Annotated in this window: 15 protein-coding genes and 1 tRNA gene; 9 read left to right on the forward strand and 7 right to left on the reverse strand. The window is 59.2% G+C overall.

Features of this window, described 5'->3' with window-relative positions:
* Positions 1-240 precede the first annotated feature (240 nt).
* Positions 241-2,292 (reverse strand): S1C family serine protease, encoded by a 2,052-nt coding sequence (locus tag FYJ31_RS00905; RefSeq protein WP_154535728.1) that lies wholly within the window; start codon positions 2,290-2,292, stop codon positions 241-243.
* Positions 2,293-2,708: 416 nt separating this feature from the next.
* Here FYJ31_RS00905 and tgt point away from each other — a divergent pair, with 416 nt between their 5' ends.
* The 6 genes from tgt to FYJ31_RS00935 all read left to right on the forward strand — a co-directional run bounded on the left by tgt (position 2,709) and on the right by FYJ31_RS00935 (position 5,540).
* Positions 2,709-4,022 (forward strand): tRNA guanosine(34) transglycosylase Tgt, encoded by a 1,314-nt coding sequence (tgt, locus tag FYJ31_RS00910; protein ID WP_071478680.1) that lies wholly within the window; start codon positions 2,709-2,711, stop codon positions 4,020-4,022.
* Between the two features lie 110 nt (positions 4,023-4,132).
* Positions 4,133-4,218 (forward strand) — tRNA-Leu (locus tag FYJ31_RS00915).
* Between the two features lie 105 nt (positions 4,219-4,323).
* Positions 4,324-4,530, forward strand: a complete 207-nt coding sequence (locus FYJ31_RS00920; RefSeq protein WP_157860784.1) for a transposase — start codon at positions 4,324-4,326, stop codon at positions 4,528-4,530.
* 54 nt (positions 4,531-4,584) lie between these two features.
* Entirely contained in the window at positions 4,585-4,839 is a 255-nt protein-coding gene (locus FYJ31_RS00925) for a hypothetical protein (RefSeq protein WP_014484483.1), read from the forward strand.
* 112 nt (positions 4,840-4,951) lie between these two features.
* Entirely contained in the window at positions 4,952-5,191 is a 240-nt protein-coding gene (locus FYJ31_RS00930) for a hypothetical protein (protein WP_012576550.1), read from the forward strand.
* Positions 5,178-5,540, forward strand: coding sequence for a type II toxin-antitoxin system PemK/MazF family toxin (locus FYJ31_RS00935; protein WP_229773807.1), 363 nt, complete (start codon positions 5,178-5,180; stop codon positions 5,538-5,540). The genes FYJ31_RS00930 and FYJ31_RS00935 overlap by 14 nt, the downstream gene beginning before the upstream one ends.
* A 126-nt stretch (positions 5,541-5,666) precedes the next feature.
* Here FYJ31_RS00935 and FYJ31_RS00940 read toward each other — a convergent pair whose 3' ends face one another.
* The 3 genes from FYJ31_RS00940 to FYJ31_RS00950 form a co-directional block, all read right to left on the reverse strand.
* The gene (locus FYJ31_RS00940) at positions 5,667-5,987 is read right to left on the reverse strand and encodes a hypothetical protein (protein ID WP_012576548.1); all 321 of its coding nucleotides are present in this window, start codon (positions 5,985-5,987) and stop codon (positions 5,667-5,669) included.
* Between the two features lie 252 nt (positions 5,988-6,239).
* Positions 6,240-6,854: a DJ-1/PfpI family protein gene (locus FYJ31_RS00945; RefSeq protein WP_154535729.1), complete on the reverse strand. Its 615-nt coding sequence runs from the start codon at positions 6,852-6,854 to the stop codon at positions 6,240-6,242.
* A 55-nt stretch (positions 6,855-6,909) separates the two neighbouring features.
* Entirely contained in the window at positions 6,910-7,332 is a 423-nt protein-coding gene (locus FYJ31_RS00950; protein WP_154535730.1) for an Hsp20/alpha crystallin family protein, read from the reverse strand.
* 369 nt (positions 7,333-7,701) lie between these two features.
* Between FYJ31_RS00950 and trhA the strand changes: the two genes are divergently transcribed.
* Positions 7,702-8,544, forward strand: coding sequence for a PAQR family membrane homeostasis protein TrhA (gene trhA, locus FYJ31_RS00955; RefSeq protein ID WP_154535731.1), 843 nt, complete (start codon positions 7,702-7,704; stop codon positions 8,542-8,544).
* A gap of 33 nt (positions 8,545-8,577) precedes the next feature.
* On the opposite strand, the gene FYJ31_RS00960 is transcribed toward trhA, so the two are convergent.
* A complete protein-coding gene (locus tag FYJ31_RS00960; protein ID WP_077424970.1) occupies positions 8,578-8,910 on the reverse strand; it encodes a putative heavy metal-binding protein in 333 nt (110 codons plus the stop codon).
* Positions 8,911-9,200: 290 nt separating this feature from the next.
* Here FYJ31_RS00960 and FYJ31_RS00965 point away from each other — a divergent pair, with 290 nt between their 5' ends.
* Both FYJ31_RS00965 and FYJ31_RS00970 read left to right on the forward strand, forming a co-directional pair.
* The gene (locus FYJ31_RS00965; RefSeq protein WP_012576543.1) at positions 9,201-10,373 is read left to right on the forward strand and encodes a DNA cytosine methyltransferase; all 1,173 of its coding nucleotides are present in this window, start codon (positions 9,201-9,203) and stop codon (positions 10,371-10,373) included.
* Positions 10,374-10,395: 22 nt separating this feature from the next.
* A complete protein-coding gene (locus tag FYJ31_RS00970) occupies positions 10,396-11,313 on the forward strand; it encodes a DUF4928 family protein (protein WP_154535732.1) in 918 nt (305 codons plus the stop codon).
* Between the two features lie 394 nt (positions 11,314-11,707).
* Here FYJ31_RS00970 and FYJ31_RS00975 read toward each other — a convergent pair whose 3' ends face one another.
* Positions 11,708-12,301, reverse strand: a complete 594-nt coding sequence (locus tag FYJ31_RS00975; protein WP_154535733.1) for a pyridoxamine 5'-phosphate oxidase family protein — start codon at positions 12,299-12,301, stop codon at positions 11,708-11,710.
* A 2-nt stretch (positions 12,302-12,303) separates the two neighbouring features.
* Positions 12,304-13,281 (reverse strand): peptide-methionine (R)-S-oxide reductase MsrB, encoded by a 978-nt coding sequence (gene msrB / locus FYJ31_RS00980; RefSeq protein ID WP_154535734.1) that lies wholly within the window; start codon positions 13,279-13,281, stop codon positions 12,304-12,306.
* Positions 13,282-13,298 lie beyond the last annotated feature (17 nt).

Consider the following 13,298-nt stretch of genomic DNA (forward strand, 5'->3'; position numbering starts at 1 on the left):
ATGTTCGTATTCAGTTATGTGTATCCATAATTATGGGTATCGCTCGGGACATCCTGCCCCGCGCATCGCGCCCCCAATCCGCCGCATGGCCGAGTCTGCGCGGCACGCCGAACGCATCGGATATGCGAAAGGGCCGAGGCAGCAGACTCGCTCACCGCCACGGCCCTTGACCGGCCCGACGCGCGTTCAGCGACTATCGTCCACCGTCGCGCGACGCGCCATCCGCTTTACCGCAGGCCTTTACCACAGGCCGAACGGATCGGTGAAGCCGCCGCCGTCACCGGTGCCTCCATCGTTGCGGCCGTTGCCGTTCTGGCCGTTGCCATCGTCGCCGCCGTTGTTGCCGTTGGCGCCGTCGCCGTTCCGGTTGCGCTTGTTGTTCTGGCCGTTGCTGTTGCCGTTGGCGCCGGACGAGCCGTTCACGGACGATTCCTCACGATCGAGCGTCACGTCCACGTCCATGGCCTTGCCGTCGCGCACGATGGTCAGCTTCACCTTGTCCCCCAGGGCCGCGGCACGCACGTAGCCGAGCAGCGAGTAGTTGTTGTTCACCGCGTTGCCGTTGAAGGCCACGATGGTGTCGCCCTCCTTGAGGCCGGCCTTGTCGGCCGGGCCGCCGGAGACGACCGCGCTGCCGGTGGCGCTGGACTTGGTGATGGTCGCGCCGCCGCGGGTCACGCCGTCGGCTTCAACCGTGTCGGACTTGATGACCACGCCGAGGGCAACGTGCTTGACCTTGCCGTCCTTGATGATTTCGTCGGCCACACGCTTGACGAGGTTGGACGGGATGGCGAAGCCGATGCCGATCGAACCGGCGGAGTCGGATGAGGTGGCGGTCGAGGCGATGGACGAGTTGATGCCAATCACCTGGCCGGCCGCGTTGAAGGTCGGGCCGCCGGAGTTGCCGGGGTTGATGGCCGCGTCGATCTGGACGGCGTTGGTGACGATCTCATTGTTGTTATCGTCGGTCACGGTCACCGGGCGGTTCAGGGCGGAGACGATGCCGGTGGTGGCGGTGTCGTCGTAGCCGAGCGGGTTGCCGATGGCCATCACGTTCTCGCCGACGGCGAGCTTGTCGGAATCGGCGAATTTCACGGCCTTGAGGTCGCTCGGCGGGTTGTCGAGCTTGATGACCGCAAGATCGGTGGTGGTGTCGGTGCCGACGAGCGTGGCGGAATACATGTTGCCGTTGGCAAGCGTCACCTGAATCTGCTGGGCGCCGGAGATCACGTGGTTGTTGGTGATGATGTGGCCTTCGGTGTCGATGATGGCGCCGGAGCCCTTGGCGGTGCCGTTGCTCAACGCGGTCTGGATGGAGACCACGGAGCCGGAGACATCGCTGGCGACGGTCTGCCAGTCGGGGGCTTCGCCGCTCTTGGCGGTGGCGGACCCGGAGCCGGACTTATTCGAGCTGACGTTGGACAGCGAATTGCTGGTCGGCAAGGTGATCAGGCCGCTGGTGAGGGCACCGTAACCGAGGCCCAGGCACAGGGCCGCGGACACGACGGCGGCGACCACGGCGATGAGGATGTTGCTCGCCGTCTTGGACATGCCCTGCTTGGCGGGGCCGGGCTGACCGGGCTGTCCCGGCTGGGTCGGACCTTGACCGTTCGGCGTACCGGTACCGGGAGTGCCGAAACCGAACAGACCGCCCTGCTGGGGCTGCTGGCCATTCTGGCCATTCTGGCCGGACTGGCTGGCGAATGGGTTGCCGATGTTCTGCTGCGGCTGCGTGGGCGGATTGAACGGATTGCCGTTGCCCTGCGGCTGCGGGTTATTGGTGTAGTAGGGATTGCGGTTGCCTTGCTGGCCCTGTGAGGTTTGCTGTACAGACTGACCGAACGGGAATTGCTGCGTGGGCTGGGCATTGTTGCCGGCCTGGCCGCCCTGCTGGCCCTGTGCCTGAGTCGGGGTCGGACCATAAGCGCCGTATTCCGGGGCCGGGCGGTACAGCGGAGTTGTGGCCGAGGTCTGGTCTGCGGCCGGCGCTGCCGGAGAAGCCGGCGAGGAGGAGACCACCGTGCTCTCGCCCTTGGCGGAGGCGTAGTCCGGGATGGGCTCAGTGGCGGCGGTGTCGGTAGCGGCTTGCGTAGGCTGCTGATCGGCAGCGGGGGCGGCCGGGGAAACCGGGGCTTGCTGCTCGTTGGAATCGCTGGCGTTGCCGGCATCGACCGAGTCGCCGCCTACAAACGGGTTCTTCGGCTCGGCGTTGCCGGCATCGGCAGTATCATCGGGGGTTTCATTATTCCGCGGGGTCTGGTCGACGCCCTGCGGGTTGAATTCGTCAGCCATTGCTACTCCTTTTCCTAAATTCTTATCACGTCTGTTCGGCGGCTATTCGGGCGCTTGCTCATTGCCGCTTCTCGTGTGCTACCTCATTAGTAAAGGCAGTTAATCTGAGGGTTTTCTGAACGTTGATTGAAAGTCTATGCGTAATCATCGCAGAGTCTTATGGACATCTCGGCTTCGAGGGGCTGATTTCCTGTTTCGGGAACATCTACTTGCACTTCAAGGGGCTGTTCGCGCGGTCAATTCCGAGTATCAAGAGCCCTCATTTAACGCCATTCCGCCATTTTTGCAGACGGCCTACTTGGCCAGGAGCCCCTTGAAGCGGAAGTAGACGTTCGAGAGCGGCGAAATCCGCCCCTCGAAACCGAGTTCTTCACAATTTCCAGCCCTTTTCTGGCCCTTCTGCCTAAAGTGAACATATGACGATCAGCCTTCTTGAACATCCGTTGGGCGCACAGCCCGGCCAGCCCGGCGACCGCAGCGCCTTCCATTTCGAAACGATCACCCGCCTGCCATCCACGGCCAGCGGGCTTGGGCGAGACGGTGCCCGATATGGACGCACCGGCATCATCCACACGCCCCACGGCGATATTCGCACGCCTGCCTTCGTGCCGGTGGGCACGCAAGCCGCGATGAAGGCCGTGTTGCCCGAGCAGATGAAGGATCTAGGTGCACAATGCCTGCTGGCCAACGCCTTCCACCTGTTCGAGCGCCCGGGCGAGGACGTGCTGGACGCGGCCGGCGGCTTGGCGCGTTTCATGAACTGGGATGGGCCCACGTTCACCGATTCCGGCGGTTTCCAGGTCATGTCGCTGGGCGTCGGCTTCAAGAAGACGCTGGCGATGGACGTGACCGGCATGAAGTCGGACGACATCATCGCCAAGGGCAAGGAACGCATGGCCTGGGTGGACGAGGACGGCGTGACATTCAAGTCGCCTCTGAATGGTGACGCACATCGTTTCTCCGCCGAGATTTCGATGGGCATCCAGCACAAGCTCGGCGCGGACATCATGTTCGCGTTCGATGAGCTCACCACGCTGATGAACACCCGCTCCTACCAGGAGGATTCGGTGGAGCGCACGTTCCGCTGGGCCCGCCGATGCGTGGACGAGCACCAGCGGCTGACGGCTGATCGAGTCGGGAAGCCGTATCAGGCGTTGTATGGCGTGGTGCAGGGCGCGAATTACGAGGATCTGCGCCGACACGCGGCCTCGCAGATCGCCTCTCTGGACTTCGACGGCGTGGGCATCGGCGGCGCGATCGAGAAGCGTCTCATCGGCGACACATGCGCGTGGATCTGCGACGCGATGCCGGAGAACCGTCCACGTCATGTGCTCGGCATCGCCTCCGTGGACGACATCTTCGCCTGCGTGGAAAACGGCGGCGACACCTTCGACTGCGTGGCCCCCGCACGTTGCGCCCGCAACGGCGCGATCTACACGAGGTCGGGCCGATACAACATCAAACGCGCCCAGCACAAGTTCGATTTCGGCCCGCTGGAGGAAGGATGCGACTGCTACACGTGCCGTCACTACTCGCGCGCATACGTCGACCACCTGCTTCGCGCACGCGAATTCAACGGCTTCACGTTGGCCACGATTCACAACGAACATTTCTTCGTGAAGCTGCTGGACGACATCCGCGCCGCCATCGACGGCGGATACTTCGATGAGTTCCGCGACGACGCGATGGCTCACTTCTACGGCAACGGCGAACGCAGACCGGGACTGTGACGTCGTAGCCGTCGCGCGCCGACGGCCGCGGCATCATGCCGCCAACCGCCAACCGCGACACGCCGAAGATTGTATGATTGCGCATCTGGGTGTAAGTTAGTCGATTGTCTGCGAGTGTGGCGGAATGGTAGACGCGCTGTCTTCAGGTGGCAGTGAGTGTATGCTCGTGGGGGTTCAACTCCCCCCACTCGCACCAGCAAGTAAAGGGCTGGAATCGTTGAAATACCAACGATTCCAGCCCTTTTGTTTTGACAACAGCCAGCTTCGTGACAACACATTTTGATATGGCCTGACGCCGGTCGTGCCGCCCAAGAGAAACCGCGCGGAGTCATGGGACTATGACAGGCAGGCGCACAAGGGGCGGAACGTCGTGGAACGCATCTTCAACCGTATGAAGCACTACCGCGAGGCCGCCACCCGCTACGACAGGCTCGACGCTACCTTCCTCGCCAACCTCCAACTCGCCCTCATCGCCATCCAACTCAAAAACACCAGCAAAAACAACTAGTGTAAACACACCCTAAATTCTTCTATACAAGTTGGGTGACGATGGAGGCGTGCTATGAATATTCCAGACGAAAAGTTTGAACAGTGGAGCGAATCCGCCGAGCGTGGTGATTACGGCGGAAGCCGGGGGCCTGTCATGCGCGGCCCGATCCATCCCGTTGATGCTGTGCATGATGACATCCGCCGCGACGCGGATGGATATCCGGAACTTAAGGTCAATCACGACGCCGACTGCATCATCAGGCCAGTTGCGTATCGCGGGGATGGAGTCGGACTATATCCGCGCGGATGGGACGATGACGACGACTGACGTTCCCTGTCCGGCTGGGTTATGTGGTCTCTTGCGCAAGTCCGTCGCATGACGCTCGTAAACCGCCAAGCGCAATCGATATAATTGGAGCAATCAGGAAAGGTGGTGTGTGATGACAGCTGTTGAGTCTTTGCCTGTGTACAAGACCGCCGAAGAGGTTGCGGAAAGCCGTGGCGACAATCTCACGTCGCTCATCGGCGCGTACTTGGCCGGCTATGTCGCCGGAGGCTATGGTCCGCGACGCGTGGTCAAGGTGAACACGGTGCGCAGGTTCGAGCGTTCCGCATCGGGGCGTGCGATCATGCCGGCCGATTGGGACGACCCGGAAGATGACATCTATGACAACCTCTGATGTGAAGCCCTATGACGTGTGGCTGATGTGGGTCGAGTTCCCCGACCATCCGGGCGTCGGCAAAGTCCGGCCGGTGGTCGTCACCGAAGTCGGCGACGACGGTGTATCGGGCGTGATCGTCAAAGTCACTGGCAACATCAACTGGAACGAGCCGGGCGACATTGTTCTTGCCGACTGGCAGCAGGCCGGTTTGTTGAAGCCATCGCTCGTCCGTTGCGGGCAGCGTTACGAGTTCCTGCCCGGTGATCTATACAAGTGGTTTGGTTCGCTGTCCAATAGTGACGCGGCCAAAGTCGCCGACGGCTTGGAATTGACCAGCGACTCGTTGCCCTACAAGCGCACCAGATAGAATTCATATCCCACTCATCTGTTGCACGACGACCAGCCGACCGAAGGGAGGGCCGTATAATCCTGTCAGGCATATGGCGGCCGTGGCACCGGCGCATGGTCCAAGTACGGCACATGCAAGCGCCTGCTAGCGGGTGATTCGCTTCGGCTTGCACATTGCCGCATGGCCTTTGATGCAGGCCTTCGCGATCAGACTGATTGCAGCGCACGCCGCAAGGCAAGCGAGCAGCAACAGCAGGACTGATCGCATGTTCTCCAATCCGAATTGCATCAGGACCCCGTTCTTGGAGGGGCTTGTCTCGAAGTAGACGGCTCCCCAGAGCGCCTCTGTGCGCTGCCGGCTGCCCGGGGTGGAGAACATCGCCCAGGCGAGTCCTCCCACCAATGTCATGAGCCAGAGGACAATGCCTGTGCAGACCGTCATAAGGATATGTTTAACGGCGTTCATGTCGCATGCTCCTTTGATGGGTTTGCATGCCAAGTATAGCGTAAAGAGTCATCGCCACCAATATCAGGACAAGTGCGATTGCGAGAATCGGCCCGTGTAGAGCGAGCAGCAACAGCCAAAAGGAGTCGGCCCACCCCATGGGAGGGCGAGCACTACGATAACCAGCCATATCGTAGTGCATACGGCTCACTGCGAACAAATCATGCATGTGATCCGGCCCCCGCGGGAAAGCCAACGACCCGTGACCACCCTCTATTGTAGGAGCTCATCATAATACTTCGCATCGCCTGTTGAATAGTAATTATAAAATGCTTCAATCTTCTTATCGGAATATACATTAAGATTCTTTAAAATATCTTTTGTCCATTCCAATGAACCTGCCGAATTTGCCGTCACCAGGTTCCTGTCCGAAACAGAATTAGAACAAACATACAAGTCCTGCCCTGCATAGTTCTTTGAGAAGAAATTCAGATATTCCAGAGAGTTGCTTGTATGTTTGAATCTATCCAATATACCATAATCGGCAAGCGCAAGAGTTGCCCCGCAAATAGCACCAACCAGAATATCATTACGTAGACACTCCTGCGCCTTTTTCAATATCTCCTGATTGTCTTCACTGCCCCAAGCGGAAGAACCCGGCAAAAGCAGAGCCGCGATATTGCTGAAATCGACTTCCGATATAGCGCAATCCGGAATAATGGTCAACCCGCCCAAAGTTAGGATGGGTTTCTTATTACAAGCAACCGTTTCTACTTCAAATTCTTTTGTTCCATTTTTTAATAGTTTTTCCATACTGAACGCTTGTAGAATATAACCTATTTCACATTCCGCCATGTCGTTCAATACGTATACATACACCTTTTTCATAGGGAGAAAACATAACACGAAAGGCTGATATTCCCCTGAAGATCGACGGAAAGGGTTATCGCATATCCGGCTTCGGCATTTCCAAGCACAACGTGCCATCCTTGTAGCTGGCGTGAATGTCGGAATCCTTCACGTCCTCGCCAACGTAGAAGCTGCGCGAGCAGGAGCCGGCATAACGTTCACGACGCAGCCAACGGCCATTGCCGTCCTTGTCTTCGTGGGAGTCGTCGCGACGCGCGGAAACGGTCAGATAGCCGTTCTGCAGATTCAGCGAGATATCGTCCTTCCTGAAGCCGGGCATATCGATGTCGACGATGTAGTCCTTATCGGTCTCCCGAACATCGGTGTTCATCATGCCCGTCTGCATGGTCGGACCGCCCGCAACGGCATGATCCACGTTGCGCCAACCTTCGAAGAACGGATCGTCGAACAGGTCGGAGAACATCGTTTCATTCATCAAAGATGGAAACATCGCCATAATCGGTACTCCTTCAATCAACGCGTTGCACGCGCGGAGTAATGCGGCTTGGCAGCCGACCGTGCGACCGCCGCCGCGATGTCACCATCCAGCGACGCCGCCGACCGGGTTCGTTGCCGCATCCGGAACCCTTCCGGGCTCCCGACCTTGACCTTTCACTCCACCCAACCCTTGCCGGCGGCTCTCATTCCGTAATTACGCTCACGGTGAAGCGCTCCGTGCACCTTCGTCCGCGGCGCGGCCGATTCGGGATAATCGAACATGCACCGGATTGCCGTTGCCGACCTTGACTGCCGCGCCGCCCCGTACTACGTTACGGTAACGTAAGTTAGCGGCCGGGAACGAGCCGGCCACAGCGAGGTGATCGATATGAGCGCTCCCACCGACACGGCACGGGCGGCGTCCCCCGCCGCAACGACCACGCCTCCGCACACCGGCGACCGGATGGACGATGCCATCGCCGCACTGAATCGCGCGTCGGCGCGATACCGGGCCGCGCAGTCGCACTACCGCCAAGCCAAGGCAGCACTGAAAACGGTCAGACGCCGCATCGTCCCCGTGGACGCATTCGGCAATCGCAAACCCCGACTGCGTGGATGGCTGCACCTCGCCACCCTGCCGTTGTGCATCGCAGCGTCCATCGTGCTGATCTGCATCGCACCGTCCGGCCCCGTCAAAGCGGCGTGCGCGGTGTACGGCGCATCGGCCATGCTGCTGTTCGGCAACAGCTCGCTCCTGCACGTCGTGCCGTGGCGAAGCACGGCGGTGACCCGCGTGCTGTGCGGCATCGACTATTCGAATATCTTCCTCATTATCGCAGGCACCAACACACCCGTGCTTTTCGCGCTCGACCCGGGCACGCGCCGCCCATACCTCACGGTGATCTGGGTGACCGCGGTCATCGGCACGATACTGCATATCGTCTGGCTGCGAACCCCGAATTGGGTGTTCACCACCGTGTACATCGTGCTCGGACTGGCACCGGTAACGCTTATTCCGCAGCTCTGGACGGCTCCCGCAGTAGGCCCGGCGCCAACCGTGCTCATCGCGTGCGGAGGCGCCGCGTACATCGCCGGCGCTGTATGCTTCGCGCTGCGCAGACCCAACCCCGTGCCCGGCTGGTTCGAGTTCCATGAAGTGTTCCACTTGGGCACGGTCATCGGGTACGCCTGCCACATCGTGGCGATCTACCTTATCGTCTGCGCGTTATAACCCGCGCGACCTCCGCGCAGCCCGCTCAAATCCTCAGGCACGCCGTGAGATCTGCACGGCGGTGCCGGATGCGGTGACCATAAGCATGCCGTTGTCGGCGCCGAGCACTTCGTAATCAATGTCCACGCCGACCACGGCGTGCGCGCCCATCGCCTCCGCACGCTGCTGCATCTCGGCGATGGCCTCGTTGCGGGCACGCATCAGCTCTTCCTCATAGCCCTGGCTGCGGCCGCCGAACATGTTACGCAGGCCCGCGCCAAGATCCTTGAACATGTTCACACCGGATACCACTTCGCCGAAGACGATGCCCTGGTAGTTGGTGATGGTGTATCCGTCGACGGACGGGGTGGTGGTGACGAGAATCATGGCGAGGCTCCTTTGGCTTGTCTGCGTAGATAAATCACTGCCGAGAGTCGGACCGTTCCCGAATCTCACCTCGGAAACGGATCGCTTCTCTTGGCTACCACAATAGTCGAGAGCGCCTTTCCCGACATCTTCAATCCACGCGATTGCGTAATCAAATGCGCGTTTCGCCGCCAAAAAATGCTGGTAGATGTCATAAGAGGAGCGCGCCACAGCGAATACGCATACGATTTCATAGCAAGCAGCACGTACACTAGTACCAGTGAATGTCAGAAATCGGAAAGGAACAGGGCATGACTGGTGCATCCAGCGGGGCTACCCGTATCGGCTCAACCGCACCACAAGCGCTTGAGTTCTTTGCCGGCATAGGGCTTGCCCGCCTAGGCCTCGAAGAGGCTGGCTTCCACGTGGCGTGGTCGAACGATATAGATCACGCCAAATGCCAGATGTATAGGAACCAGTTCGGCAACAATGAGCAGGAACATACCCTGATCGAGGGGGACATGGGTGAGCTACATGGCTCTGACTTGCCTCACAATATCTCCATTGCTTGGGGCTCCTCCCCTTGTACCGATATATCTCTGGCTGGAACCCGTACAGGGTTGAACGGCAAACAGTCCAGCGCTTTCTGGCAGTATATCCGCCTCCTGGAAGAGATGGGCAACAATAGGCCACCTGTAGCCGTACTTGAGAATGTCGCAGGTCTTGCTACGTCTCACTCAGGCGAGGATATAGCAGCAGCAGTAAGCGCATTCAACCAACTGGGATATTCAGTTGACGCGCTGTCAATCGACGCTCGGCGTTTTGTGCCCCAGTCCCGCCCCAGACTGTTCTTGGTCGGCCTAACCAATCCTCCTGAGGGCTCGCAAGCCAATTCCCCACTACGGCCAGATTGGTTGCAACAGGTGTTTGCCGATACCTCCCTGCGTATGCACAGGGCAGTTCTGCCGGAACCGCCGGAACCACTTATGGCGGGCTTTGGCATGTACGCCGAAGAGATGTCAGACGATGATTCCCGATGGTGGCCTAAGGGCAAGCTAACGGCATTTCTTGACTCACTGTCCGCTGTGCAATCAGAGAGAGTGATGAAGCTGAAGGACAATCCGTTCATCTCTTATCGAACGGCATACAGGCGCACTCGGAACGGGAAACCCACGTGGGAAGTCCGAGCGGATGACATTTCGGGATGTCTACGAACAGCTCGCGGGGGTTCTTCAAGACAAGCCGTGGTACGACTCGGCAAGGGGTCGACGGCAGTGCGCTGGATGACTCCAAAGGAGTACGCGGCACTTATGGGCGCATCTCATTACAACCTTAATGGTCTGCGCACCAACCAAGCCTTGTTCGGCTTCGGTGACGCAGTGGCAGTACCTGTAGTCGAATGGCTTGGCGAGCACTACTTCATGCCAGCACTTCGCGGTACATTGGACAAGGCAAAGCAGCAACACGAGCTACGGTCAGCTTGATAGTCGTCGAAGGAGAGCGAGCATGGGTATTGACGCCATCGAGGAGTTTCGAAAGAGCCACGGCATTAACACCAAAGGCAACCTAGCCGGCATACTGCAGCTCAACCGCGCCTTCTCGAAAGATACATTGCCAATCAATCCCGATGATTATCTCACGGGTAAAGAAGGACAGGTCAAAGGACTGAGTGGTGCGAACTGCCAAAGCATTTTAGAGGAGTACCACATCAAGAGGGTGCTCGCGTCCGAAGGTGGTCGAACTAGCCGCGGCCTTATGGGCATAATGAAAGATTATGCAGCGCTCATTAATGAAGAGCGGCCGTCCAGCAAAGATTTCAGCGAGATAGAGCGTTTTTGGATTGATCGTATACGCAAGTTCTTCAATAGTAAGCCATTCAGGCTAGAGGCCGATGAGTCACTCTCAATCACCGCAGCAGTAGGCAATCTGTTAGAGCAGGCCAAGAAGCGGCAAAAAGAGAATCCCAGTACCATGTACGAGGGCACGGTGCTGCAGCAGCTCGTGGCAGCAAAGCTGTCTATTATCATGCCGGAAGTGGAAATCAACGGAGCTTCAGTAGCAGATGACCCCACCGGGCGAGGCGGCGACTTCAATATCGGAGATACCGCCATACACTGCACTACCGCTCCAGCCACGTTGCTTATGGAGAAATGCCAGCGCAATATCAAGAATGGCCTTCATCCAATCATTATCACGGTGAAAGACCGAGTGAAAACTGCTTGGGATTTGGCAGCGGATATGGGCTTCGCTGAACGATTGGAGGTCTGGGATATTCAGTCATTCCTGTCAACCAATGTCCATGAGCATGGTCATTTTAGCCAAGATGAACGCAAAACAATGCTCACTGATTTGGTCACCTCTTACAACAAGATTATTGACACATACGAGACAGACCCCAGCTTGCGTATTGAGTACAGTAATTAGAAAGATGCTTATACTAGCCGCCAATCTTAATTGATTATCCGAAAACCGTTCTTAACGTCCGTTACATTAGATTTTGCAAGCAACTTTAAGCACATCGAGGTATCACTGTGAGAGAACGAACATGTGCGCCAAATCCCAACCTGCTGGAGTCCATGCGTTCTGTTGGGTATGACTTGAATACTGCGATAGCCGATATCATCGATAATTCGATAGCTGCGAATGCCACTAAAAAATGACGACTCGACTGCCTCGTGAATCAACGGGCCCTGATTGTAGCTGGTAATTACCACTGTCACTGCTGCCATGGCGGCAAGTCTATCGGGTCCGGACGTGGGCCATCCACCGGCGCTGCGCGCTGCCTCCCGACAGTGGGGAGGTGGCGCGCTATCCCCGGCTAACGCTGATGCATGTGTGCGGGCACGGGTTTGGTGCGGACTTTGGTGGTGAAGTAGTCGGACTCAATCTTCCACACCGTGACGCTGCGGACCTGCGCATCAGTGAATTCCACATTCGGCATATGCGCCTGCTGCGCCATCAGCGTCTGCAAGCCGTGGCGGCATTCATCCAGATCCTCGACCAGTGACGCCGTGCCATTGCCGACGATCGACTTGAACGCCTCACCCCAATTGCACGTGGTGCGGCCCGCCACCACCTCGCAGTCGGTCTGCATGGTGAAAGCCACGGGCAGTCGGCCACCGGCGGCGGCGCGAATCGCGTCGAGCTTGCGGCCGCGCGGCGCGGAGTGGAACCAGAGCGTCAGCTTGCCAGTCGCCTCGTCGTAATCAAAGCCGAAATTCAGCGGCACGATGGCCAGGCCCTCAGCATCCGCATATGCCACTTCGACGATGTCGCAGGCGGCGATGATCGCGGCGATCCGCTCGGGATCGGTCACCTCGCGGTCCGCACGGCGCATCATGCGATGCTCGCCGGCGACCGTGTGCTCATCCTCACGCTTGGCGGGCTTGCGAGCGCCCGCGATATTCTCCATGCTCACGCCTGATCATCCCCATCCACAACCGCAATCCAGTCGCCGTAGCCTTCCTCGGCCATGCGCGAGCGCGGCACAAAGCGCAGGGCGGCGGAATTCATGCAGTAGCGCAGGCCGCCGCGGTCGGCCGGGCCGTCGGTGAACACGTGGCCCAAGTGAATCTGTGTGTCCGACGTGCGCACTTCGATGCGGTCGCGGCCCGGAATACGGTGGTCCTCATGCTCGGTCAGCAAGTCACCGGCAATCGGGCGGGAGAACGAGGGCCATCCGCAGCCGGAATCGAACTTGTCGCGCGATGAGAACAGCGGTTCGCCACTGACGATGTCCACGTAGATGCCGGGCTCAAACTTCTCGTCGTACTCGTTGACGAACGGGCGCTCGGTAGCGGCGTTCTGCGTGACGGCGAACTGCTCAAGCGTCAGATCCCAGATGCGTTCCACGTACTTCTGACGGCGTTTTACGTTCGCGATTGCGGCGATCGGCACGTGGCAATACCCCGACGGGTTGTTCCTCAGATAGTCCTGATGATGCGCCTCGGCGGGGTAGAAGTTGCGCAGCGGTTCGACCAGTACGGCCGGGCGCTGCGGCTGGCGGTCGACCAGCTGCTCCAGAGCCGCCACATACACGGCGCGCTGCGTCTCGTCCGTGTAGAACATGCCGGTGCGGTACTGCCGGCCGCGGTCCTCGCCCTGCTGGTCCACGGAGAACGGGTCGATGACCTCCAGGAACAGCAATGTCAGCGTCCGCAGGCTGACCTGTGCCGGGTCAAACTCGACTTTCACGGTTTCGGCCGCATCGGTGCCGCCCGCGCATACCTGCTCGTAGGTCGGCGATTCGACGGTGGATTGCGCGTAGCCGACCGTGGTGTCCGTGACGCCGTCGACGTTCTGGAAGTAGCGCTCCAGACCCCAGAAGCAGCCGCCGGCGAAGTATGCGACCTGCGCGGTGCCGTCGCCGCGCTCGTTGTTTCGTTCGTTCATGCGTCCCACGTTACTAC

Origin of the sequence: Bifidobacterium sp. WCA-178-WT-4B (assembly GCF_009696495.1) — a bacterium.
In the GTDB taxonomy this organism is placed as follows: domain Bacteria; phylum Actinomycetota; class Actinomycetes; order Actinomycetales; family Bifidobacteriaceae; genus Bifidobacterium; species Bifidobacterium infantis.

Bases quoted from the DNA above. Each gene is read 5' to 3' on its own strand.
- FYJ31_RS00965 (WP_012576543.1), top strand. From the start codon at position 9,201: ATGACTGGTGCATCCAGCGGGGCTACCCGTATCGGCTCAACCGCACCA.
- FYJ31_RS00950 (WP_154535730.1), bottom strand. From the start codon at position 7,332: ATGGCGATGTTTCCATCTTTGATGAATGAAACGATGTTCTCCGACCTG.
- FYJ31_RS00975 (WP_154535733.1), bottom strand. From the start codon at position 12,301: ATGGAGAATATCGCGGGCGCTCGCAAGCCCGCCAAGCGTGAGGATGAG.
- trhA (WP_154535731.1), top strand. From the start codon at position 7,702: ATGAGCGCTCCCACCGACACGGCACGGGCGGCGTCCCCCGCCGCAACG.
- tgt (WP_071478680.1), top strand. From the start codon at position 2,709: ATGACGATCAGCCTTCTTGAACATCCGTTGGGCGCACAGCCCGGCCAG.
- msrB (WP_154535734.1), bottom strand. From the start codon at position 13,281: ATGAACGAACGAAACAACGAGCGCGGCGACGGCACCGCGCAGGTCGCA.
- FYJ31_RS00970 (WP_154535732.1), top strand. From the start codon at position 10,396: ATGGGTATTGACGCCATCGAGGAGTTTCGAAAGAGCCACGGCATTAAC.
- FYJ31_RS00935 (WP_229773807.1), top strand. From the start codon at position 5,178: ATGACAACCTCTGATGTGAAGCCCTATGACGTGTGGCTGATGTGGGTC.
- FYJ31_RS00945 (WP_154535729.1), bottom strand. From the start codon at position 6,854: ATGAAAAAGGTGTATGTATACGTATTGAACGACATGGCGGAATGTGAA.
- FYJ31_RS00960 (WP_077424970.1), bottom strand. From the start codon at position 8,910: ATGATTCTCGTCACCACCACCCCGTCCGTCGACGGATACACCATCACC.
- FYJ31_RS00940 (WP_012576548.1), bottom strand. From the start codon at position 5,987: ATGAACGCCGTTAAACATATCCTTATGACGGTCTGCACAGGCATTGTC.
- FYJ31_RS00930 (WP_012576550.1), top strand. From the start codon at position 4,952: ATGACAGCTGTTGAGTCTTTGCCTGTGTACAAGACCGCCGAAGAGGTT.
- FYJ31_RS00905 (WP_154535728.1), bottom strand. From the start codon at position 2,292: ATGGCTGACGAATTCAACCCGCAGGGCGTCGACCAGACCCCGCGGAAT.
- FYJ31_RS00925 (WP_014484483.1), top strand. From the start codon at position 4,585: ATGAATATTCCAGACGAAAAGTTTGAACAGTGGAGCGAATCCGCCGAG.